Source organism: Pseudomonas sp. FW305-3-2-15-C-LB1 (genome assembly GCF_058787615.1).
Window position 1 is genome coordinate 74,715 of sequence record NZ_JBYSZX010000003.1, and the last position, 19,046, is coordinate 93,760.

Below are 19,046 nucleotides of genomic sequence, written 5' to 3' on the forward strand. Positions count from 1 at the left end.
AGGTTTCCTCAAGGGGTGATTGTCAGGCCAAGTTGATTGGCCGCCTTTACCGCGCACGCGTCGTCCTGCTCGGCACCGCCGGCACCGGCAATGCCAAGCGCGCCTACCAGTTCAGTGTCGGCGAACAGCGGCACGCCGCCCCCGAGCAACAGCAATTCGGACAAGCTGTTAAGGTTGGCGGCCTCTGGGTTGTTGTGCGCACGCTCGGCAAACAACCGAGTGGGGGTTTTAGTCGACAACGCCGTGTACGCTTTGCGTTGGCTGGCGATGCTGTTGTGTGGACCTACGCCATCGGCCCGCAGGCTCAGCAATGGATTACCGCCCCGGTCGAGTACGGTAAGTGCCGCCGTGCACTGCGCCAGGCTGGCGTCTGCCAGTTGGCGTGCGGTGTGCAAATCCAGGTCGGCGTGGCGCGGCAGCGGTGGTGCTGCCAGGACGCTGGCGCTGATGGCGAAGCTCAAGAACAAGGTATTGCGGTACATGGGAACGGCTCCAGAAAGCAGGCGGTTACCTTAGCCAGCGGTCTCGCTCAAAAGCCGAACAATTCGATTACAGGTTTGTAATGAACCAAGAGGTAGGCATGCAGGTGTTGTTAGTGGAAGACCAGCCGAAATTGGCGCAACTTATGGCCCAGGGCTTGAGTGAGGCCGGCTTCGCAGTAGAAGTCGCAGCCAATGGCATGGCAGCTCAGCGGTTTGTGGAAAGCACTGACTATGACTTGGTGATCCTGGATGTAATGTTGCCGGGTTTGAATGCCTGGAGGTTGCAGCAGTCGATTCGCAAGAAGGGCGAGACGCCGGTGTTGTTCTTGACGACCCCGGAAGGAATCGAGGACCGTCTGCGCGAGTTGGAACTGCATGAGGATGATTACTTGCTCAAGCCGTTTGAAGCCAAGGCCTTGGTGGCGCGGGTGAAGAAGTTGTTGCGGCGTGACCGTGGGCGCTGATTGATCCGGCATCTTCAATACCTGGACCACCGCCATCGCAGGCAAGCCAGCTCCCACATTTGGAATGCATTCCCTGTAGGAGCCGGGCTTGCCCGCGATGGGGCCATCACGAACACCGCAAATCCACCTACCGCAACCCATCCCTGAACTGCCCCGGCGTCATCCCCGTCCAGCGCTTGAACGCGCGGTTGAAACTGCTGGTATCAGCAAACCCCAGCAAATGACTGATTTCCGCCAATGAGCATTGCGGATCCCGCAAATGCAGCAACGCCAAATTCTCCCGGCACTCATTGAGCAACGCATCAAACCGGCAGCCTTCATCCGCCAGATGGCGTTGCAGGCTGCGCAGGCTCAGGTGCAGCGCCTGCGCAACCCGCTCGGCGCTGGGTTCGCCGTCGGGCAACTGCGCTTCGATCACCCGGCGGACCTTGCGTTCCCAGGTCAGCGGTTGCAGTTGGGCGAGGGTGCGCTTGAGCACGGTTTCGTTGTGTTCGGCCAGTTCGGGGTTGGCGTCGTCCAGGTGGCTGTCGAAATCCTGCGCGGCGAACTCCAGGCGGTCTTCGTCAGCGCCGAAAAACACCGGCGCGCGAAATACTGTGTGCCATGGCTTGGGATCGGCCGGTTCCGGCCTTCGCAGGTACACCGCCAGCGGCGCGTATTCGCGCCCCAGGCGATTGCGACAAGTGCGCACATAGATCGCCGCAAACGCATCGATGGCCTCGAACGCTGGCGCTGGGTTTCCCGGTAGTTGCAGCAAGCGGAACCGGTAGCGCTCGCCATCGCCGCTCAGCTCCAGGGCCAGTGCATCGCTGACCACCTGGTGATACCGCACGATGCGCTCGAACACTTCCCGCAAGCTGCCACTGGCCACCAGCGCATACCCCAACGCATGAAACGTGGTGGGGCTGACGAACCGCGACACCCGCAGACCAATCGCCGGGTCGCCGCTGGCCTGCACCGCCAGCTCCCACAAACGCGTGGTCGCTGACAGCGGATAGCGCGCGTTGGGATCGTCCATCTGCCGCGGGTCGAGCCCGGCTTCCAGGCACAGCGCGGCGCTGTCGAGGCCCAGGGCGTCGAGTTGCTTGCGCAGGGCGCGGGTCCAGCTGGCGAGGGAGGTGGGTTCGGTCATGGCGATTGGCGCTTGCGGTCAACAGGTTGGCGTGCGTGGCTGATGCCCTGGCGGACCGCTTGGGCCAGGATGCATCCATCAATAACCAGAGGATGGAAGCATGGACGGTACTTCTGCAAGTCCCCAGCAGATGAACGCACAACAGCGCTCGGCGCATATCCGTGAAGTGGTGCTGGCCGAGGGCGTGCGCCTGCGCCAGCAGCACCCTTGGCTGCTGCATCAGGACGCGTTGGGCGCGGGCATCCTGGCCTTTGCCTTGGCGGGCATGATTGGCTGCGCAGCGCTCTACATCAGCGGGCATATGGCCTGGTGGGTGTGCCTGCTGCTCAACGCGTTCCTGGCTTCACTGACCCACGAGCTGGAACACGACCTGATCCACAGCATGTACTTTCGCAAGCAGCGCCTGCCGCACAACCTGATGATGGGCCTGGTGTGGCTGGCGCGGCCCAGTACGATCAACCCGTGGGTACGCCGACACCTGCACCTCAACCATCACAAGGTGTCCGGCACCGAGACCGACATGGAAGAGCGCGCCATCACCAACGGCGAGCCCTGGGGTTTTGCGCGGTTGCTGATGGTCGGCGATAACGTCATGTCGGCCTTCATCCGCATCCTGCGGGCCACGACCTGGACGCACAAATTGACGATTCTCAAGCGCTCGCTGCTGGTGTACGCACCGCTGGCACTGCTGCATTGGGGCGCGTGGTATGTGTTCCTTGGCTTTCATGCCGCCAATGGCATTGCCAGTCTGCTCGGTGCGCCTATCGAGTGGTCAGCTGGCACCGTGCAGATGATGCAGGTGATTGATATCGCTGTCGTGGTGATCATCGGCCCCAACGTGCTGCGTACCTTTTGCCTGCACTTTGTCAGCTCCAACATGCACTACTACGGCGATGTGGAACTGGGCAATGTGATCCAGCAGACCCAAGTGTTGAACCCCTGGTGGATGTGGCCTCTGCAGGCGTTCTGCTTCAACTTCGGCAGCACCCATGGCATTCACCATTTTGTGGTGAAGGAACCGTTCTACATCCGCCAGATGACCGCCAAGGTGGCGCACCAGGTGATGGCTGAGATGGGCGTGCGCTTCAATGACTTCGGGACGTTTGCGCGGGCCAATCGGCTGGAGCCGCAAGCGCGCACAAACGCGGGGCTCAATCCGGCTGAAACGGTGATGCGCTGAGTATTACGCCGGTTTCGTCCACGTATTGCTGCCAATGGTCGATAAGCGTGGCCAGTTTGTCCGGGTGACGCTGGGCCAGGTCGTGGATCTCGCCGGGATCCTGGCCCAGGTCATAGAGCTGCCATGTCGCCGGGCCCACCGGGCCTGGGATGTACACGGCTTTCCACCGGCCCTGGCGAATGGCCCGGCGCCCGAACAGCTCCCAGCCGGTGACGGTGTGCTCATCGTGCACCTCGGCGGTTTCACCTGAAAGGAAGCCCAGCCACGACTTGCCCCGCAGTGGCGCCACCGGCTTGCCGCGCCATTGTTGGCCCGGATGGCGCACACCGGCCAGGTCCAGGAGCGTCGGCGTGATGTCCATCACTGTGCCAAACCCATGGCTGATCCGGCCTTCAAGCGTCAGCCGAGGGTAGTGCATCAGTGCCGGCACCCGAATCCCGCCTTCGGTGGTAAATGCTTTGAACAGCCGTGACGGGGCGGTTGCCACTTGAGCCCACGAGGGGCCGTACCAGACGTAGGAGTTGGCCCGCCCGATGTTCTCCAGGCTGTTGTCGTAGTGCTGGTTGAGGTAGGTCAGCAGCTCGGGGCCGAACTTGGGAAAGGCTTCCAGCAGCGCACCTTCAGCGCCGTTGTCGGACATGAACACGATGAACGTGTTATCCAGTTGACCCTGCTGGCGCAGGTACTCCAGCACCCGGCCGATGTTCCAGTCCATGCGCTCGACCATGGCCGCATACACTTCCATCGCCCGCGCCGACACTTGGCGCTGTGTCTCGGTAAGGCCGGCCCATTGGGCACTCAATCCGATCAGTGGATGGGGTTCGACATCCGCGTCGATCAGCCCCAGGGCCTTGAGCTTTTCCAGGCGTTCCAGGCGCAGCACCTCGGGTCCGGCGTCGTAGCGGCCACGGTATTTGTCGACGATCTCGGCGGGAGCCTGCAACGGCCAGTGCGGGGCGGAGAATGGCAGGTAAGCGAAGAACGGTCGCGCCTGGTCGCGCTCCCTGAGGTATTGCAGCAACTTGTCGCCAAAAGCGTCGGATGAATAGAAATGTTCAGGCAGTCGCTCGACGAAAGTGTCGTCTTCGATATACAGCGCAGGCGTGGATTTGAGCAGGCCGGGCGTCGTCTCGTCGTAGGGCGGTTCGAAGCCATAGTGGTTGGCCGCGCCGGGCAACAGCGCGAAGGAGCGTTCGAAACCCCGCGCGTGGGGCGCCAGTTCGGCGGTCAGGCCCAAGTGCCATTTGCCGCTCATCAGGGTTTGGTAGCCGGCCTCGCGCAGCAGCTCCGGCAAGGCCACGACCTTATCGTTCAGGTAGCCCTCATAGCCGGGCTTGCCGATCAGCTCGGGTGTGAGGGCCTCGGCCATGGTGCCAATGCCGGCGATATGGTGGTCGGTGCCGGTCAGTAGCATCGAGCGGGTCGGCGAGCAGGTGGGCGCGGTGTGGAAGTCGGTCAGGCGCAGGCCGTTCAGGGCCAGGGCGTCCAGGTGTGGTGTGGCGATTTCCCCGCCAAAGGCGCCGAGGTCGGAAAAGCCCAGGTCATCGGCCAGTATCACGAGAAAATTGGGACGTTGCGGCATCAAGGCACTCCTCATTCAGCAGGCAATAAAGGCCAGGGGCAGGTTGCGGATCTGTTCGCGCACAGGGGGTTGGTAATGGTCATCGTTGGTCAGTTCGTGCAACAGCTCCTCACGTAATTGATGGAACTCGAAACTGCTGCGTTGGCGCGGATGGGGCAGGGTGACTTGCACCACTTGTTTGATCCGGCCTGGCCTTGGCTCCATCACCACGACGCGGTCGGCGAGGAAGATCGCTTCTTCCACGTCGTGGGTCACCAGCACTGTCGTGATCCTGGCGCGGGCGCGAATCGCCAGTAGTTCATCCTGCATCTGCTGGCGTGTCAGCGCATCGAGGGCGCCGAATGGCTCGTCCAGCAGCAGGATACGGGGGCTGGCCACCAGGCCGCGGGCAATTGCCACGCGTTGCGCCATGCCGCCGGAGAGCTGATGGGGGTAGGCACGCGTAAAGTCGGTCAGGCCGACCAGCTCGATAAAATCATGGACCCGTTGGCTGCGCTCGGCGTCGCCTGATGGTTCGTTGACCAGCCCCAGCCCAATGTTTTGCTCCACGGTCAGCCAGGGAAACAAGCGGTGTTCCTGGAACACAATGCCGCGCTCCCGGCCGATGCCACTGACGGCTTTGCCGTCCACCTCGATCTGGCCGCGGAACTGTGTGTCCAGGCCCACCAGCAGGCGCAACAGGGTGGATTTGCCGCACCCGCTGGAACCGACAATCGCGACGAATTCGCCTTCGGCAATCTCCAGGTTGAATTCACGGATGGCTTCCAGCTCGACACCGTCGACGTCAAAGCTCTTGCCCACATGGTTGAAGCGGACGATAGGTGCGTTCATGCGTGTCTCCAGCGGGTAGCGCGGGTTTCGATGCGTTGGCCGATAAGGTTGAGGGCTGCGCCAGTGAGGCCGACCAGAAGCATGCCGCTCATGATCAGGTCCATGCGCAGCAACTGTTGAGCGCCGATCATCAGGCTGCCGATGCCGCCGTTGGAGGGCATGAAATACTCAGCGCCGATGGTGCCCAGCCAGGCATAGATCAGGCTCAGGCGCAGGCCGGCGAAAATCCCCGTCGCAGCGCCGGGCAACACCAGGCGGCGCAGGCGCTGGAACAGGTTCAGGCGCAGCACCTGCGCCGCCTCGCGCAGTTGGGGTGACAGGTTCAATACGCTGCGCTGGGTGGCGATAAATAACGGGAAGAACGCGGCGAGGGCGATAAACACCCCCTTGGCCAACTCGCCCAGTCCGAACCACGCGGTGAGCAACGGTACCCAGGCGAAGATCGCAATCTGGCGCAGCGCAGACAGCGTCGGCCCGAGTACGCGCTCGCTGCGCCGCGACAATCCCAGCCACAGGCCCATGGCAAACCCCAGGCTGGTGCCGAGGATCAAGCCGCCCAGCGTACGGCCCAGGCTTTTGCCCAGGGCGCCGGACAGGCTGCCATCCAGCACGCCCGTCACGGTGGTGTGCAGGACTGTCCATGGGCTGACCAGAATGTTCGCATCCACCCAATCCTGCTGGGTTGCCAGTTGCCATAACGCCAGCAACAGCAGCGGCAGCAGCCAAGGCTGCAGGCGTTGCCAGCCTTGATAGCGGGGGCCCTGAGGAATCTGTGCCGTCGCCGGATGGGGCCAGTGCACCCATTTGCGGTCCAGCCAGCCGATGCCGCGATCCATCACCACGCCCAACACGCCGATCACCACGATGCACACGAAAACGATATCGAGCATGAACAACTGGCGAGCCCATACCATCAAGTAACCAATGCCTTCGCTGGACGCCAACAACTCCACGGCCAGCAATGAGGTCCAGCCGGCGGCCAGCGCGAGGCGTACGCCGGCCATGAACGCGGGGAGCGCGGCCGGCAGGATCAGCCGACGAATCAGCAGGTGAGTGGGCAGGCGCAGCACGCGGGCGGCTTCACGCAGGTGGGGCTGGGCATCGCGCACGCCGACCAGTACATGCAGGGTGACGGGCACTACGATTGCCTTCACCAGCACCACCAGCTTCAAGGTTTCGCCGATGCCGAAAAACACCATGAACAGGGGGATCCAGGCCAGTGTTGGCACTTGCGCCAAAGCGCTGAACGTGGGGAATACCACGCGCTCGACACGGGCGCTGAACCCCAGCAGGGCACCCAGCAACGCCCCGGCGCCGATGCCCGCCAGGAGCCCCCAGAACAAGCGCTGAACACTGATTGCCAGGTGAGCCCACAACTCGCCACCGGCCAATTCCACAGCGCTGCTCCACACCAGTGAGGGTGGTGGCAGAATCTGCTCGCTCATCCAGTGATTGTGGCTGGCCAGCCACCACAGCGCGAACAGCGCCAAGGGCAACAGCCAGGGCAATAACCGTTCTCCCAGTTTTGGCCAGCGGTGCGCCCGATCATGACGGGGAGCGGCCAGAGGCAGGCTCAACAGTGATATTCGGGCCATGGAGGACCTCCGTTGTCGCCGATGGCGTTATGTGATTTTGATCTTACAAAAACACAATCAAGATGATTGAGGGATAAGAAAATGCATTTAATGCCTCAGCCGGGCACGCATCCAATGCATTCGGAGAATATTTTCAATGCTGTTCATGCATAGGCCCCAAGGGTCGGCGTTTTAAGCCTTATAGTTCTAAAAGCTATTAAATTGTGCATTTATAGTATTTAAAGTTTTGTATGGGTTGTGCCTACTTTCTGCTCCCGGACGACCGTCGCCCACAGGAGCTGCGCTTATGAAACTGCCCTTTAAACGCTTGATTGCATTGTTCGCGGGTACCGCCCTGGCCGGTTGGGTCCAGGCCGCCGAACTCAAGGAAATCCGCATTGCCGTACCCGACCTCAGCGCGGGGAGCCAGCACAGTGGTGGTGGTATCACGGATGTGTTGCGCGACCAGCAGATCTTCGAGAAAGCCTTTGCCGACCAAGGCATCAAGATCCAGTGGAATTACTTCAAGGGCGCAGGACCGGTGATCAACGAGGCCTTCGCCAACGGTCAACTGGACCTGGCCTACCTGGGCGACCTGGCGGCGATCATCGGTCGCTCCAATGGCTTGGACACCCGCCTGCTCAGTGCTTCGGCACGCGGCGTCAAACAGTATCTGGGCGTGGTTCCCGGCTCTGGCATCAAGACCCTGCAGGACCTCAAGGGCAAGCGCGTTGCGGTGTTTCGCGGCACGGCCACTCAACTCTCGTTCGACAGCGCCCTGGCCAGCCAGGGCCTGAGTGAAAAAGACCTGAAAGTAATCAATCTGGATTTCAGCGCCGCGAGCGCCGCCCTGGCTGCCAGGCAGATCGATGCCACTTGGGGCAGTTCTAGCCTCAGTGCGCTGCAGGCCAAGGGCTTGGCCGAATTGCCACTGACCACCAAGGACCTCGGCGGCGCTGGCAGCATCCAGGCTGTATTGGTGGGCAGTGGCAAGTTCGTCGATGAGCACCCCGATGTCGTGGTCAAGTTGCTCAAGGCCCAGCAGCAAGCGGTGCAGTGGTTGACCGATGACAACAACAAGCAAGCCTATATCGACCTGGTGTCGGGGCTGGCCAGTTACCCACCGATCATCCTGAGCAATGACCTGAAAAACGAGAAGCTCAGCGAGCTGTTCCCCTCGACCCTCGACCCGGTGTTCCTCGGCAAATTGCAGGAGTCGGTAGACCTGGCGACCAAGGAGCGGCTGATTCGCAAGTCCTTCCAGGTCAGTGACTGGGTGGCGCCGAATCTGCAGGCGGCGGGTCTCTAAGCGGCGTCAGACCGCCACGCTCACGTCTTGGCGGTCGACTTGTACCAGCGTCTCGATCATTGCCTTCGCCGCCGGCGACAGGCGCGAGCCGGTGCGGCTGACCACCCCGCACCGCGCACTCATGGTGTCCATGTTCTGCGGTAGGTTGCGCCAGTGCAGCACCACCAGGGAGCCACGGGCGATGTCTTCGGCAAATGCTTCTTCGGTGCCCACGCCAATGGCATTGGACTGCAGCACGATCTTCACCAGCGCCGGGAAGTGCTCGGTCTGGATGCTGGGTGAAAAGTCCATGCGCCCGCTGAGGTTCGCCAGCAGTTTGCGAATGCCCTGGGAGATCAGCGGCGACGCCAGCGGATAGTCGAACATGTCGTTGGTCGACAGGCTGTCCTTGGCCAGCAGCGGGTGGCCCGGACGGCAAAAAAATACACCACGCTTGGGGCTCAGTGCGCGGGTCTGGAAGTTTGGATCGTTTTCGAACTGGCGGATGTCGGCAATGAAGAACTCGATTTCTTCGCGGCTCAGAGCGCGACTGAGTTTTTCCCAGTTATCCACCTGGAAACTGGTCCGGATCTTCGGGTGTGCAGTGATAAAGCGCGCCACCGCATCGGGTACCAGTTTCACCGCGGGCGCCGGTCCGGTGCCGAAGCGCAGGTCGCCGGCATCGAGCTTGGTCATGCGGGTGACTTCACTGCTCAGCAAGGCGGCACCGTGCACCAGGCTCAGCGCATGTTGCAGCACTACCTGGCCCTCGGGAGTGGGGCGCAAGTCCTTGTTGCCACGGTCCACCAATACGCAGCCGAACTCATGTTCCAGGCTTTGGATACTGCGGCTGAACGCGGGTTGGGTGATGCCCATGGCGTCCGCGGCACGCACAAAACTGCGGTGTTCGTTGAGGGCGATGAAATAGCGCAGTTGGCGAAGATCCATATGCTTTCCCGGCATTTTAAAAATAGGTCGAAGGCATTTGCGACCGAGGGAGCTGAGGTTTTAAATGCAAGCTCTTATTCCGTCAACGAAGCATTCATTCATTTGCTAGATCTAAATTGCATATGAATAGAGCGTTGTCGGAAAGCGTTCCCACCATCAGGCACATGAGGGTCACCACAATGAGCAATGCCGCATTCGCTGTTCAACCCATCGCCCAAGCGCTGGACATTCACCCCGTCGGCGGGCGCATTGGCGCCGAGATCCGTGGGGTCAGACTGTCCGGCGACCTGGATGCCGCTACCGTCGAGGCCATCCAGCAGGCCCTGGTGCAGTACAAGGTGATCTTCTTCCGCGAGCAGACCCACCTTGATGACCAGAGCCAGGAAGCATTTGCGCACCTGCTGGGCGAACCGATTGCCCACCCGACCGTGCCAGTGCGCGACGGCACCCGTTTCCTGATGGAGCTGGACGGCGGTCGTGGCCAGCGCGCCAACTCCTGGCACACCGACGTGACCTTCGTCGACGCCTATCCCAAGGCTTCGATCCTGCGTTCGGTGCTGGCACCCAGGTCCGGCGGCGACACGGTCTGGGCCAACACATCCAGCGCCTACAATGACCTCAGCGTCGAGCTGCGAGCCCTGGCGGACAACCTGTGGGCGGTGCACAGCAACGAATACGACTACGCCGCGCGCAAGCCGGATGTGTCGGTGGAAACGCTGGAGGAATACCGCAAAGTGTTCACCTCCACTGTCTACGAAACCGAACACCCGGTGGTGCGCGTACATCCGGTCAGCGGCGAGAAAACCTTGTTGCTGGGACACTTCGTCAAGCGCCTCAAAGGATACTCCCAGGCAGATTCGGCGCAGCTGTTCAACCTGTTGCAGAGCTACGTCACCCGCCTGGAAAACACCGTGCGCTGGCGTTGGAGCACCGGTGATGTAGCGATCTGGGACAACCGCGCCACCCAGCATTACGCAGTGGATGACTATGGCACCCAGGAGCGTATCGTGCGCCGGGTCACGCTCAAGGGCGATGTGCCGGTGAGCGTGCACGGGCAGGCCAGCAAGACCACCAAGGGTGTGTGATCACCACACGCCGATCTGCACCACCTTGTCTGTTTCCGGCTCTCCATAACGAAACCGTTGGCCACGCAGATCGATCTCTGTGTGGCTGATGGTGGTGCGCCGCTTCAGGCCGCGCAGCCATTCGAACAGATAGCCCGAATGGGTTTCGCGCACGTCGGCGTACGCCGGGTCGGCCCCCAGGTCATGCAGTTCCTGCGGGTCGTTTTCCAGGTCGAACAGCTGTGGGCGAAAGCCATCGTACGCCAGGTATTTCCAGCGTTCGCTGCGCACCATCGTCATGCGGCAACGGTCGATGGGCTGCTCCAACCGTTCACGGGCCGGGGCCTGGAAGGCGTAGTCGTATTCGGCGATGGCGTAGCGTCGCCAGGCGTTTTGCGTACGGTGCAACAGTGGGATCAGTGAGTGGCCTTCCAGGCGGTGGTCGGCAGCAGGCAGCCCCAGGGCGTCGAGGAAGGTCGGCAGCGCATCAATGGTTTCCACCAGGCGGTCGTCGAATGTGCCACGGCTGGCATCGGCACTGGCGCGTGGGTCGCGCACAATCAACGGGACGCCTACGGCCGGCTCCAGCAGGAATTCTTTCTCCCCGAGGAAATGATCGCCAAGGAAATCGCCATGGTCGCTGGTGAACACGATCAGCGTGTCGTCCCAGCGCCCATTGCTTTGCAGAACATCGAACAGCCGCCCGAGTTGATCGTCGATCTGTTTGATCAGCCCCATGTAGGTCGGGATCACCGTGAGGCGTACCTCGTCACGGGAAAAGTTGAGGCTTTCCTGGTGCTGGCGAAACGCTTGATAAACCGGGTGATCGCTGGGTTGCCCCGGCTGGATGGGCGCCTGGATGTGCTCGGCGCCATACAGCGCGTGGTACGGCGCGGGGGCGATGTAAGGCCAATGCGGCTTGATATAGGACAGGTGCAGACACCACGGCTGCTCGGCTTGTTCGTGGATAAAGTCGATGGCGCGGTCGGTGGTGTAGACGGTTTCCGAATGCGCCTCGGCTACCCGCGCCGGTAGCCCGGCATTGCGCATGTGCCAGCCACTGAGTAGCTCACCGCCCTGACCTTCTGCGGCGTTGGCCCAGTCATGCCATGGGTTGGTACCGTTGTAGCCTTGTTCGCGCAGGTAATGCGTGTAGGGCGCGGACTCGCGCTTGTCGTCGAACAACGGGCTGTCAGGGTAAATCCCGTCGTGACGCATATACGCTTCAAAACCGACCTCGTTCAGTGGCTCGGCCTGGGCGCCGTGGGGATCGATTTTCAGGCGCTGCAAAGCGTCCAGGTTTGGCGTGGCGTGGGTCTTGCCTACCAGCGCGGTGCGGATACCGTGGGGGCGCAGATAATCGCCGATCGTCAACTCTTCCAACGGCAGTGGCACCCCGTTCCAAGCCACTTGGTGGCTGCTGACATAGCGTCCTGTATAGGCCGACATCCGCGACGGTCCGCAAATGGTGCCCTGGGTGTAGGCACGGCCGAATCGCACCCCGGCGGCGGCGAGACGGTCGATATTCGGCGTGTGCAAATGAGCGTGGCCGTAGCACGACAGGTAATCGCGGCGCAGTTGGTCGCACATGATGTACAGCACATTGCGTACAGGTTTTGGTTGAGGCATGAGGGTTTACCGAACGGAGGACAGGGGGTTTTTTTCGTCCTTTGCGCCGGGGCTGGCAAGTGCATTTGGGGACTGGGTTTCATGCAGGCCATGCATGGGCGTTGCTGCAGGCGTTATCGGGGACAAGCCCCCTCCCACACTTGAAATGCATTCAAAAGTGGGAGGGGGCTTGCCCCCGATGGCATCAGTTCAGACAGCGAAATTCTCCAGCGCACACACATCCTCATCCAGCGCATCAATCTCCTTGATCTGCTCGATCATCGCCTCCGCCAGTGGTGATAACCGGTACCCTGCGCGGCTGACGATACCGTAGCGGGTGAAACGCTCCTCCAGGTCTTCGGCGAGTCCGTCGATCTTCAAACACACCAATTCGCCTCGGGCCATGTGCAGCACATCGCTGTTGGCACTGACGATACCAATGGCATCGGAGCGCAATACCACACCCATCAAGCTGTAGCCGTTTTCGCACTCCACATTGGGCAGGTAATCGGGGCGTCCGCTGAGGTCGACGATGACCTTGCGCAGGTTGGGCGGGCGGATCGTCACGGCCAGTGGATAACTCATCAACTCTGCGGCGCTCACGCTCTCGCGACGGGCCAGGGGATGGCCGGCGCGGCAGCAGAAATTCCAGCGGCGTGGACGCAAGCGATGGGTGTGATAGTCAGGGTTGGCTTCGAAGTGACGGGTATCAGCGACAAAGAATTCGAACTCCTCGCTGAGCAGGCGCTTGCCCAGGCTTTGCCAGTCATCTACCTGGAACAGCACGCGTGCCTTCGGGTAGCGCCCGATAAAGCTGCCAATGGCGCGGGGAATCAACCCGGCCGCGGGTGCGGGGCCACACCCAAAGCGCAGCTCACCGGCCTCCAACCCATTGAACTGGCTGATCTCGTTGGCCAGTTGCTGGGCACCGCTGACCAGGCGCCGGGCATGCTCCAGTAGCACCTGGCCTTGTTTGGTGGGCGCCAGGTCCTTGCGACCGCGGTCCACCAGTTGGCAGCCGGCGGCATGTTCCAGGGCCTGGATGCTGCGGCTGAACGCCGATTGCGACAGGTTCACGGTCAACGCCGCTGCCACAAAACTGCGTTGTTCGGCGAGGGCGATGAAGTGGCGGAGCTGGCGCAAATCGATATGCATTTTTCACATCAAAAATATCGGGGAAATGCATTGGCTATGCATTAGGTCGACTCCTTATAAAGGCTATCTCTTATGCAGTAAATGTTCTAAAAAACATAAATAAATAACCTTGGGGAATATGTGTCGATGAGTATTTCCTGGTTACGGAGCCGCTTATGAGTGTGTTCAAGCCCGCTGTACCTTGCTCTTCCTGGAGGCTCAAGCGTCTGCCGCTGGCCTTGTTGCTGGCCGGCAGCGCCAGTTGGTCGTCCAGTCACGCGGCCGAGGTGATCTCCCCTGAACCTGAGGGCGAAAGCGCCAGCGGCCAACTGGAAACCGTCACGGTGACGGCACGCCGTCGTACCGAAAGCGCGCAGGAGGTGCCGACGCCGATGAGCGTGGTTGGCGGCCAGGCACTGGAGAGCCAAAGGGTCTACCGCATCCAGGATTTGCAACAACTGGTGCCCAGCGTCAACGTTGCCTACATGCATGCGCGCCAGTCCAGCGTGTCAATCCGTGGCCTGGGCAACAACCCGGCCAGCGATGGCCTGGAAGGCAGCGTGGGGTTGTATATCGACAACGTCTATCTCGGCCGGCCGGGGATGGCGGTGTTCGACCTGATGGACATCGAACAGCTCGAGGTATTGCGCGGCCCCCAGGGTACGTTGTTCGGCAAGAACACCACTGCCGGGGTCATCAATATCAGTACCCGTGCGCCCAGTTTTACCCCGGAGCGCAGCATCGAGACGTCGTTGGGCGAAGATGGCTATTTCCAGACCAAGGGCACGGTTTCCGGCCCGCTCACCGATGATCTGGCGGGACGTTTTTCGGCGTATCGCACGCGCAGCGATGGCGACATCAAGAACGAGCACGACGGCCATGATCTCAATGGTGGTTCACGCCAGGGCTTTCGCGGGCAACTGTTGTACAAGCCGAGCGATACGTTCAACCTGCGCTGGATTGGCGATTACAACGAAGAGGATTCCAGCGCCGGCACCCGCGTGCTCTACAGCACCGGGCCCACGATCAATGGCACCAACCTCTATGAGTCACGCGCTGCGGCGGCTGGCGCAACGCTGGTGGACGGCACCCACCGCAAGGTCAATCTGGACAACGACCAGCATGTCACGGTGTTCCAGGGCGGTACGTCCCTGGAAGCCAACTGGACGCTGCCGAGTGATTTCACCCTGACCTCGGTCAGCGCCTACCGCTGGTGGAATTTCACACCGCGCAATGATGATGGCCTCAATGTGCCGGCGTCCTATAACGCCGGGGTGTCGGTGGAAGATAAGCAGTGGTCCCAGGAGTTTCGCCTGGCTTCGCCGACCGGCGGATTTTTCGATTACGTGCTGGGTGCCTATTACTTCGGTAACTCCCTGGACAACAAGTCCTTCGCCTATTACGGACCCCAGGCCGACATCTGGAACGGTACGGCGACGGGGGCGCTCGCCAACGTGAGCAGTGTGGGCAACGGGCACATCCGCACCGACAGCTTCGCGCTGTTTGCCCAAGGGACCTGGCACCTCACCGAGCGCCTGGATTTCACCGCCGGTCTGCGGGGTACTTATGAAGAGAAAAGCGCCTGGGTGACTCGCAATGCGCCGGTGGGTGGCGCGGCTGTCACGGGCGCGGCCGCTACGGCTCGGCGTGGGCGTGCCGGGGCCTACGACTCCGCAGACCTCAACCAGTACAGCACCAGCCCTTCGGGCCTGCTGAACCTCAGTTACCGCTTCAATGAAAACCTGCTGGGCTATGCGACCCTGTCCCATGGCGAGAAATCCGGTGGGGTCAACCTGGCGGTGGGTTCGGCGCCAACGGCCGGCGCGGATTCGCTGCTGGTCGGCACCGAACGGGCCAACAACGCTGAACTGGGCTTTAAAAGCACGCTGTGGGACCGACGCCTGCAACTCAATGCCAACCTGTTCTGGACCCAGGTCAATGGCTACCAGACCAACGCCTATGATCAGGACAACCGGGTGCAGTACCTGACCAACGCAGGCTCCGTACGTTCGCGTGGGGTGGAAGTGGAAAGCACCCTGGTTCCCATCAAAGGACTGACGCTGAACGTGAATGGCTCGTTCAACGATGTGAGCTACCTGTCCTACAAGGACGCCCCGTGCCCACCGGAAGTCAGCCTGCGCCCGGGTGCCCCGGCCTCCTGTGACCTGACAGGGCATCAGGTGGTGGGCGCGTCGAAATGGATCGCCAATGCCAATGGCGAGTACAAGTGGAACCTGGACAACGGTCTGGAACCCTACGTCACTGCCAGCTATGCATTCCGCTCCAAGGCCGTGGGGACAGTGGAGGACTCGGACTACGGGCAGATCCCGGCGTACGCGGTGGTGAACGTGTCTACCGGCTTGCGTGGCAACTATCAGCAGGGGCAGTGGGATGTGTCGCTGTGGCTGAAAAACGCCTTCGACAAAACCTACTACACCACCCTGTGGACCGGCGGTAACGGCGGTTATGAAGGCTTGCTGGGCACGCCTCGCACCCTGGGTGTGACCGGTCGCTACGACTTTTAGGCCGGTACGCTGGCGGTGCGATAGGTGGCCGGGCTGAATACGCGGGTCACCACCAGCATCGCCACCGTTGTCACGGTCAGCACCATCCAGGCGCTGACAAAGCTGCCGGTGAGTTCGCGCAGCCAACCGGTCATCCACGGCGAAATCGCGTTGATCAAAAAGCCCACGCCTTGCACGAACGCCGCCAGTTGGCCGGCTTGGCGCGGGTCGCGGTGGTGGTCGAGGGTCAGCAACAGGCTCAGGGCAAAACATGCTCCCAGGCCAAAGCCGCACAGCGCCACCCATAGGTGCGGAAACTGCAACGGCGCGATCAATAGGCCCAGATAGCCGATGGTCTGGGCCAACAGGCTGATCCACAGCAGCGGCCGACGGTCGATCCCGCGTTGTGCCAGCACCGGCATCAACAGCGCGGCGATCACCTGGAAGATGGTCATGAACGCCAGCAATGAACCACTGGGCAACACGCCCCAACCCAGTTGCTGATAGTAGGCCGGCAGCCACGCCACCAGGCTCATGTAGCCGCAGTTCACCAGGCCGAAATACAGCGCCAGCAGCCAGGCACGGCGATTGCGCAGCCCCTTGTAGGCAGGGATGACGTTCGCGTTTTTTGCCGCACCCAGTGGCAACCAGGCCCACAGCAGCAGCGCCGCCAACGCGGGTAACAACCACACGCCCAGCCCGGCCTCCCATTGCTGGAAATACGTGGCTGCCACCGGACTGAGCAGCGCCGCCAGGCCGCCGCCGGCCATCAACGAGGCCGAATAAACGCCCATCGCCACCGGCACGCGATGATGGAATTCACGCTTGATCATCGCCGGCACCAACGCCTGGATCAGTGCCACGCCGGCACCGCCAAGCAACGCAGTCACCAGCAATGTCGACCCTTGGCCCATCAGCCAGCGGGCCAGGCACGCCAACAGGATCATCATGAGGCCCAGGGCGATGCCGCGTCGTTCCCCCAGCTGCGCTTCAACACGCACGCCCACCAGCGCCACCAGGCCCATGCACACCACGGGCAGGCTGGTGAGCAGGGCGCTGCTCTGGAAGCTCAGGCCGGTGGCCAGGCGGATTTCGCCAAGCAACGGGCTGATGGAACTGAGGATCGGCCGCAGGTTCAGGCCCAGGACCACCAGCAGGCCCCAGCCGGCGAACCGGCCTGCGGTTGAGGAGTAAAGCGACATGCAGAACCTGCGGAGTGTGCAAATGAGGCGTGAAGTATCCACAGTCGCCGAGGTATTCTGAAATTAAATATAACCATGCCAACCAGTGGCAAATGGAATGGTAAGCACGATGTTCGATCCCGTGTTGTTGCGCAGCTTTGTCGCCGTGGTGGACTGCGGCAATTTCACCCGCGCGGCAGAGCGCCTGCACTTGACCCAGTCCACCGTCAGCCAGCAGATCCGCCGCCTGGAAGAGGTGGTAGCGTGCCAGTTGCTGGATCGCGACCAACGTCGTGTGGTGGCGACGGCGGAAGGCGAGCGCCTGCTGGCCTATGCGCGGCGCATCCTCGCGTTGCATGAGGAAGCCGCTGACGTATTGATCAACCAGCAAAGCGACGGCGTGCTGCGCCTCGGTGTGCCGGAAGACTTCGCTGCCGAACGCCTGATGCCTCTGTTATCGGCCTTTGTGCTGGCGTACCCCAGGGTGCGCCTGGAGGTCACCAGCGGTCTTGGCCCCGAGTTGCAGCGCCAGTACCGTAGCGGTGAGTTCGACGTATTGCTGGTCAAGCAGATGGGCGACAGCGACGACTGCCTGGCCTCATGGCCAGAGCCGTTGTGTTGGGTGGACAGCCGCAGTACGCCATCCCTGGGGCGCGACCCTTTGCCGTTGGTGGCCTTTCCGGTGGGGGGCCTGTACCGCAACGAAATGCTGCAACACCTGGAAGTGGGGGGCTGGCGCTGGCGCATCGGTTACTCCAGCGCGAGCCTGGCCAGTGTGTGTTCGGCGGTGGCGGCGGGGTTGGGTATCAGTCTGTTACCCCGGCGTGTGGTGCAGGCCGGGCATGTCGTATTGGGCGCGGACAGCGGTTTGCCTGCGGTGCAGGGCGTGCGGCTGGCGTTGTACGGACGCACTGGCCTCGGCGCGGCGGGGCAGAGCCTGCAACGCCAATTGCTGGATTTGTGTGCTAACAGCCCAGCCTGAACGATGCCTTTTCCGAATATTTTTCATGCCCGGAAAGCATTGAAAAACATCGCCTGGACGCCAGCCCACGCAGGACGGGGCTTTGGCGTTTCAGCATGTTTCATTTATTCGTTTTAGGTCTATGTATAACTTTAAAGATTACTTTAAGAGATAAGACTCTGGCGCCGATGATTCAGCCCACGACGGCCTTCCAAGCAGGCCTGTCGGTTTTTTTGCTTAAAAACCGTAGGGAGTGAATCAATGGGCAATGTCCAGACCGCCGCCAGTGCACACGAGGCGCCGTGGCGCCAGGCGCCGGGTGGTGAGTTGGTCGACCTTGGCCGGCCGCACCGCGCGCCGTTGGGACAACTGCGAACGCAGAGGACTCCGAAGCGTTTCTCCAGCCGTCGCGAAGGTATCCTGCTCGGCCTGCTGGTGCTGGCCCTGCACGGTGCGGTGATCTACTGGGTGAGCCAGAAGCCGACCCCGGTGCTGCCGATCGTGCCGCCGGAAATTCCACCGATGACCATCGAATTTTCCCAGCCGGCACCCCCGGTGGTCGAGCCGCCACCGCCCGTGCCGCCACCGCCGCCGCCTGTGGTCGAGCCACCGCCGCCGGTGGTGGATGAATTGGCCGCCAAGCCGGCGCCGCCAAAACCGATTCCTAAACCCAAACCCAAGCCTGTGCCAAAGCCTGAGCCCAAGCCTGCACCGAAACCGCCCGAGCAACCGCCTGCGCCACCGACTCCCGCGCCTCCAGCACCACCGGCGCCGGCTCCGGTTACGCCCGCTTCGGCCAACGCCGCGTACTTGAAGAACCCGGCGCCGGAGTATCCGTCACTGGCCCAGCGGCGCGGTTGGGAAGGCACGGTGTTGCTTCGGGTGCATGTACTGGCCAGCGGTAAGCCGGGCGAGATCCAGATCCAGAAGAGCAGCGGTCGCCAGCAGCTCGATGACGCCGCACTGACCGCGGTGAAGCGTTGGAGCTTCGTGCCGGCCAAGCAGGGCGAGGTGGCCCAGGACGGCTGGGTCAGCGTCCCGATCGATTTCAAGATTCACTAATTATTCGGCTGCGGTGTGTTGCACGCGCCGCGACCTGCACAGAGGGAAGAC

16 protein-coding genes are annotated in these 19,046 nt (G+C 61.9%); 7 read left to right on the forward strand and 9 right to left on the reverse strand.

Annotated features, from left to right (window positions below):
* Nucleotides 1–8: 8 nt before the first annotated feature.
* Nucleotides 9–482, reverse strand: a complete 474-nt coding sequence (locus AC3WP7_RS07140) for a GlcG/HbpS family heme-binding protein (protein WP_102592473.1) — start codon at nucleotides 480–482, stop codon at nucleotides 9–11.
* Nucleotides 483–580: 98 nt separating this feature from the next.
* On the opposite strand from AC3WP7_RS07140, the gene AC3WP7_RS07145 reads away from it, so the two are divergent.
* Nucleotides 581–946, forward strand: coding sequence for a response regulator (locus tag AC3WP7_RS07145; RefSeq protein WP_071489770.1), 366 nt, complete (start codon nucleotides 581–583; stop codon nucleotides 944–946).
* A 127-nt stretch (nucleotides 947–1,073) separates the two neighbouring features.
* Here AC3WP7_RS07145 and AC3WP7_RS07150 read toward each other — a convergent pair whose 3' ends face one another.
* Complete coding sequence (locus AC3WP7_RS07150; RefSeq protein ID WP_102592472.1) at nucleotides 1,074–2,078, reverse strand: AraC family transcriptional regulator; 1,005 nt, start codon at nucleotides 2,076–2,078, stop codon at nucleotides 1,074–1,076.
* Nucleotides 2,079–2,178: 100 nt separating this feature from the next.
* On the opposite strand from AC3WP7_RS07150, the gene AC3WP7_RS07155 reads away from it, so the two are divergent.
* On the forward strand, nucleotides 2,179–3,258 hold the full coding sequence (locus AC3WP7_RS07155) for a fatty acid desaturase (protein WP_093121795.1): 1,080 nt from the start codon (nucleotides 2,179–2,181) through the stop codon (nucleotides 3,256–3,258).
* Here AC3WP7_RS07155 and AC3WP7_RS07160 read toward each other — a convergent pair.
* The 3 genes from AC3WP7_RS07160 to AC3WP7_RS07170 are packed head-to-tail and all read right to left on the reverse strand — an operon-like array spanning nucleotide 3,230 to nucleotide 7,266.
* Nucleotides 3,230–4,840, reverse strand: a complete 1,611-nt coding sequence (locus AC3WP7_RS07160) for an arylsulfatase (RefSeq protein WP_102592471.1) — start codon at nucleotides 4,838–4,840, stop codon at nucleotides 3,230–3,232. The two genes, AC3WP7_RS07155 and AC3WP7_RS07160, sit on opposite strands and share 29 nt — an antisense overlap.
* Before the next feature lie 15 nt (nucleotides 4,841–4,855).
* Nucleotides 4,856–5,671, reverse strand: a complete 816-nt coding sequence (locus AC3WP7_RS07165) for an ABC transporter ATP-binding protein (RefSeq protein ID WP_102592470.1) — start codon at nucleotides 5,669–5,671, stop codon at nucleotides 4,856–4,858.
* The gene (locus AC3WP7_RS07170) at nucleotides 5,668–7,266 is read right to left on the reverse strand and encodes an ABC transporter permease (protein WP_093121785.1); all 1,599 of its coding nucleotides are present in this window, start codon (nucleotides 7,264–7,266) and stop codon (nucleotides 5,668–5,670) included. Before AC3WP7_RS07170 ends, AC3WP7_RS07165 begins: the two co-directional genes overlap by 4 nt.
* 286 nt (nucleotides 7,267–7,552) lie before the next feature.
* Here AC3WP7_RS07170 and AC3WP7_RS07175 point away from each other — a divergent pair, with 286 nt between their 5' ends.
* Nucleotides 7,553–8,554: an ABC transporter substrate-binding protein gene (locus tag AC3WP7_RS07175; protein ID WP_092248652.1), complete on the forward strand. Its 1,002-nt coding sequence runs from the start codon at nucleotides 7,553–7,555 to the stop codon at nucleotides 8,552–8,554.
* A 6-nt stretch (nucleotides 8,555–8,560) separates the two neighbouring features.
* Here AC3WP7_RS07175 and AC3WP7_RS07180 read toward each other — a convergent pair whose 3' ends face one another.
* Nucleotides 8,561–9,481 (reverse strand): LysR family transcriptional regulator, encoded by a 921-nt coding sequence (locus AC3WP7_RS07180; RefSeq protein WP_071489777.1) that lies wholly within the window; start codon nucleotides 9,479–9,481, stop codon nucleotides 8,561–8,563.
* A 179-nt stretch (nucleotides 9,482–9,660) separates the two neighbouring features.
* On the opposite strand from AC3WP7_RS07180, the gene AC3WP7_RS07185 reads away from it, so the two are divergent.
* The gene (locus AC3WP7_RS07185) at nucleotides 9,661–10,566 is read left to right on the forward strand and encodes a TauD/TfdA dioxygenase family protein (RefSeq protein WP_092248649.1); all 906 of its coding nucleotides are present in this window, start codon (nucleotides 9,661–9,663) and stop codon (nucleotides 10,564–10,566) included.
* Here the strand turns inward: AC3WP7_RS07185 and AC3WP7_RS07190 are convergent, their stop codons facing one another.
* A complete protein-coding gene (locus AC3WP7_RS07190) occupies nucleotides 10,567–12,174 on the reverse strand; it encodes an alkaline phosphatase family protein (RefSeq protein ID WP_102592469.1) in 1,608 nt (535 codons plus the stop codon).
* Between the two features lie 189 nt (nucleotides 12,175–12,363).
* Entirely contained in the window at nucleotides 12,364–13,308 is a 945-nt protein-coding gene (locus AC3WP7_RS07195; protein WP_102592468.1) for a LysR family transcriptional regulator, read from the reverse strand.
* Nucleotides 13,309–13,463: 155 nt separating this feature from the next.
* On the opposite strand from AC3WP7_RS07195, the gene AC3WP7_RS07200 reads away from it, so the two are divergent.
* Nucleotides 13,464–15,812: a TonB-dependent receptor gene (locus AC3WP7_RS07200; protein ID WP_071489781.1), complete on the forward strand. Its 2,349-nt coding sequence runs from the start codon at nucleotides 13,464–13,466 to the stop codon at nucleotides 15,810–15,812.
* Here AC3WP7_RS07200 and AC3WP7_RS07205 read toward each other — a convergent pair.
* Complete coding sequence (locus AC3WP7_RS07205; protein WP_102592467.1) at nucleotides 15,809–16,993, reverse strand: CynX/NimT family MFS transporter; 1,185 nt, start codon at nucleotides 16,991–16,993, stop codon at nucleotides 15,809–15,811. The genes AC3WP7_RS07200 and AC3WP7_RS07205 overlap by 4 nt on opposite strands.
* A 109-nt stretch (nucleotides 16,994–17,102) precedes the next feature.
* Here AC3WP7_RS07205 and AC3WP7_RS07210 point away from each other — a divergent pair, with 109 nt between their 5' ends.
* On the forward strand, nucleotides 17,103–17,954 hold the full coding sequence (locus AC3WP7_RS07210) for a LysR family transcriptional regulator (RefSeq protein ID WP_102592466.1): 852 nt from the start codon (nucleotides 17,103–17,105) through the stop codon (nucleotides 17,952–17,954).
* 240 nt (nucleotides 17,955–18,194) lie between these two features.
* Entirely contained in the window at nucleotides 18,195–18,995 is an 801-nt protein-coding gene (locus tag AC3WP7_RS07215; protein WP_093513591.1) for an energy transducer TonB, read from the forward strand.
* The last annotated feature ends 51 nt before the right edge of the window (nucleotides 18,996–19,046 follow it).

Coding starts and splice junctions, on each gene's coding strand:
- AC3WP7_RS07200 (WP_071489781.1), top strand. CDS start 13,464: ATGAGTGTGTTCAAGCCCGCTGTACCTTGCTCTTCCTGGAGGCTCAAG.
- AC3WP7_RS07170 (WP_093121785.1), bottom strand. CDS start 7,266: ATGGCCCGAATATCACTGTTGAGCCTGCCTCTGGCCGCTCCCCGTCAT.
- AC3WP7_RS07175 (WP_092248652.1), top strand. CDS start 7,553: ATGAAACTGCCCTTTAAACGCTTGATTGCATTGTTCGCGGGTACCGCC.
- AC3WP7_RS07185 (WP_092248649.1), top strand. CDS start 9,661: ATGAGCAATGCCGCATTCGCTGTTCAACCCATCGCCCAAGCGCTGGAC.
- AC3WP7_RS07180 (WP_071489777.1), bottom strand. CDS start 9,481: ATGGATCTTCGCCAACTGCGCTATTTCATCGCCCTCAACGAACACCGC.
- AC3WP7_RS07160 (WP_102592471.1), bottom strand. CDS start 4,840: ATGCCGCAACGTCCCAATTTTCTCGTGATACTGGCCGATGACCTGGGC.
- AC3WP7_RS07215 (WP_093513591.1), top strand. CDS start 18,195: ATGGGCAATGTCCAGACCGCCGCCAGTGCACACGAGGCGCCGTGGCGC.
- AC3WP7_RS07145 (WP_071489770.1), top strand. CDS start 581: ATGCAGGTGTTGTTAGTGGAAGACCAGCCGAAATTGGCGCAACTTATG.
- AC3WP7_RS07195 (WP_102592468.1), bottom strand. CDS start 13,308: ATGCATATCGATTTGCGCCAGCTCCGCCACTTCATCGCCCTCGCCGAA.
- AC3WP7_RS07205 (WP_102592467.1), bottom strand. CDS start 16,993: ATGTCGCTTTACTCCTCAACCGCAGGCCGGTTCGCCGGCTGGGGCCTG.
- AC3WP7_RS07155 (WP_093121795.1), top strand. CDS start 2,179: ATGGACGGTACTTCTGCAAGTCCCCAGCAGATGAACGCACAACAGCGC.
- AC3WP7_RS07190 (WP_102592469.1), bottom strand. CDS start 12,174: ATGCCTCAACCAAAACCTGTACGCAATGTGCTGTACATCATGTGCGAC.
- AC3WP7_RS07165 (WP_102592470.1), bottom strand. CDS start 5,671: ATGAACGCACCTATCGTCCGCTTCAACCATGTGGGCAAGAGCTTTGAC.
- AC3WP7_RS07210 (WP_102592466.1), top strand. CDS start 17,103: ATGTTCGATCCCGTGTTGTTGCGCAGCTTTGTCGCCGTGGTGGACTGC.
- AC3WP7_RS07150 (WP_102592472.1), bottom strand. CDS start 2,078: ATGACCGAACCCACCTCCCTCGCCAGCTGGACCCGCGCCCTGCGCAAG.
- AC3WP7_RS07140 (WP_102592473.1), bottom strand. CDS start 482: ATGTACCGCAATACCTTGTTCTTGAGCTTCGCCATCAGCGCCAGCGTC.